Origin of the sequence: Pseudomonas tehranensis, from assembly GCF_014268615.1 — a bacterium.
GTDB classification, from domain to species: Bacteria; Pseudomonadota; Gammaproteobacteria; order Pseudomonadales; family Pseudomonadaceae; genus Aquipseudomonas; species Aquipseudomonas tehranensis.
In genome coordinates, this window is the sequence record NZ_JABWQV010000414.1 from 1 (window position 1) to 2,442 (window position 2,442).

A 2,442-nucleotide genomic window follows, 5' to 3' on the forward strand; every position below is an offset into this window, starting at 1 on the left:
TATCGCGAGCAGGCTCGCTCCCACATTGGGCTGTATTCAACCCTTGATTCACGCCGCCTGCTGAAATTGCTGTCGATACTGGTTCGGCGACAGCTCGGTATGTTGGCGGAACAGCCGGGCGAAGAAGCTCGCATCGTCGTAGCCGACTTCATAGCTGATGGTCTTGATGCTTTTGCGGCTGCCGGACAACAAGCCCTTGGCGGTTTCTATCCGCAGCCGTTGCAGGTAATGCAGCGGTTTGTCCCCCGTGGCGGTCTGGAATCGGCGCATGAAGTTGCGGATGCTCATACCGTGCTCCCGGGCGACGTCCTCAAAGCGGAACTTGTCGGCGAAGTGCTCTTCGAGCCAGTGCTGGATCTGCAGGATGATCACATCCTGATGCAGTTTCTGGCCCCCGAAGCCGATTCTTCCCGGTGAGTAGTTGCGCTGCACTTCATACAGAATGTCTCGTGCCACGGCCTGGGCCACGTTGGCCCCGCAGAACCGTTCGATGAGGTAGATATAGAGGTCGCAGGCCGAGGTCGTGCCGCCGGCGCAGAACAGGTTGTCGGCGTCGGTCAGGTGCTTGTCCTGGTTCAGGTGCACCTGGGGGAAGCGTTCCTTGAAGGCGTTGAAGAACCGCCAGTACGTGGTGGCCTCCTTGCCATCGAGCAGCCCGGCCTCGGCCAGCCAGAACACCCCGGTCGCCTCGCCGCAGAGCACTGCGCCACGGGCATGCTGTTCCCGCAGCCAGGGCAGGACCTGTGGGTAGCGTTGGCAGAGGGTGGCGAAATCATCCCAAAAGGCCGGGAGGATGATCACATCGGTATTTTCCAGGCCGCCGTCCACCGGCATGATCACGTCGCTGAAACTGTTCACCGGTTTGCCGTCGGGGCTGACCAGCCGGGTTTCGAACGCCGGTGTCAGGCCGTGGCCCAGTTGTTTGCCGTAGCGCAGGCTGGCCAGGTGGAAAAAATCCTTGGCTTGCATGAGGGTGGAAGCGAAAACCCGGTCGATAGCCAGGATGCTGACGCGCCGCAAGGGCGTGGAGATGTGCTTGGACATAGTTGATCTTTATTTTTATAGGGGAAAGTGGTCACCAGACGGCTGGATCGTCTTATTTTTTGTCGGATGTGTCCAGTGTCCTGTCATCCCTCGCAGGCTTAGGCTCTGTTGGATAACCCCATCGAACAATAATGCAAAGGTGCGTCATGATCCCAAGAACCCTGTTCAGTCCCGAGCACGAACTGTTTCGCGACAGCGTACGAACCTTCCTCGAAAAAGAAGCGGTGCCGTACCACAGCCAGTGGGAAAAACAGGGGCATGTGGATCGTCAGTTGTGGAACAAGGCGGGGGAGGCAGGGATGTTGTGCTCGCATCTGCCAGAGGCTTATGGCGGGCTGGATGCCGATTTTCTCTACAGTACCGTGGTGATTGAAGAAATCGGCAGACTGGGGCTGACGGGCATCGGCTTCTCGCTGCACTCCGACATCGTTGCCCCCTACATCCTGCACTACGGCAGCGAAGCGCTGAAACACAAGTACCTGCCCAAACTGGTGTCCGGTGAGATGGTCACGGCCATCGCCATGACCGAGCCGGGCGCCGGTTCCGACCTGCAGGGCGTGAAGACCACGGCGGTGCTGGACGGCGACGAATATGTCATCAACGGCTCGAAGACGTTCATCACCAACGGCTTTCTGGCCGACCTGGTGATCGTGGTGGCCAAGACCGATCCGAAGGCCGGCGCCAAGGGCACCAGTCTGTTCCTGGTGGAGGCGGGCACGCCTGGCTTCGAAAAAGGCAAGCGCCTGGAGAAGGTCGGGATGAAGGCTCAGGACACTTCGGAACTGTTCTTCCAGGATGTTCGCGTGCCCAAGGAAAACCTGCTGGGGCAGGCGGGGATGGGTTTTGCCTACCTGATGCAGGAACTGCCCCAGGAACGCCTGACGGTTGCTATTGGTGGCCTGGCGTCAGCCGAAGCGGCGTTGCAATGGACGCTGGACTACACCCGCGAACGCAAAGCTTTCGGTAAAACCATCGCGGACTTCCAGAACACCCGGTTCAAACTGGCGGAAATGGCGACCGAGATCCAGATCGGTCGGGTTTTCGTCGACCGCTGCCTGGAACTGCATCTGCAAGGCAAGCTCGACGTGCCGACGGCGGCGATGGCCAAGTACTGGGGCACCGAGCTGCAGTGCAAGGTGCTCGACGAATGCGTGCAGTTGCATGGTGGTTACGGCTTTATGTGGGAATACCCGGTCGCCCGGGCGTGGGCCGACGCGCGGGTGCAGCGCATCTATGCCGGGACCAATGAGATCATGAAGGAGATCATTGCGCGGTCGCTTTGATTTAGGGTGAATTCAAGATCGCCTTCGCGAGCAAGCCCGCTCCCCCAGGGGATTTGTGTCTGAACACTCTTTTGTGATCGACGCAGGACTCCTGTGGGAGCGGGCTTGCTCGCGA

2 protein-coding genes are annotated in these 2,442 nt (G+C 59.6%); one reads left to right on the plus strand and one right to left on the minus strand.

Translation table 11 applies throughout. The features are described from left to right. Positions 1 to 48 precede the first annotated feature (48 nt). Complete coding sequence (locus tag HU811_RS26600) at positions 49 to 945, minus strand: GlxA family transcriptional regulator (protein WP_177193300.1); 897 nt, start codon at positions 943 to 945, stop codon at positions 49 to 51. 245 nt (positions 946 to 1,190) lie between these two features. Between HU811_RS26600 and HU811_RS26605 the strand changes: the two genes are divergently transcribed. After that, positions 1,191 to 2,327 (plus strand): acyl-CoA dehydrogenase family protein, encoded by a 1,137-nt coding sequence (locus HU811_RS26605; RefSeq protein ID WP_186659052.1) that lies wholly within the window; start codon positions 1,191 to 1,193, stop codon positions 2,325 to 2,327. The last annotated feature ends 115 nt before the right edge of the window (positions 2,328 to 2,442 follow it).

Coding starts and splice junctions, on each gene's coding strand:
- HU811_RS26605 (WP_186659052.1), top strand. CDS start 1,191: ATGATCCCAAGAACCCTGTTCAGTCCCGAGCACGAACTGTTTCGCGAC.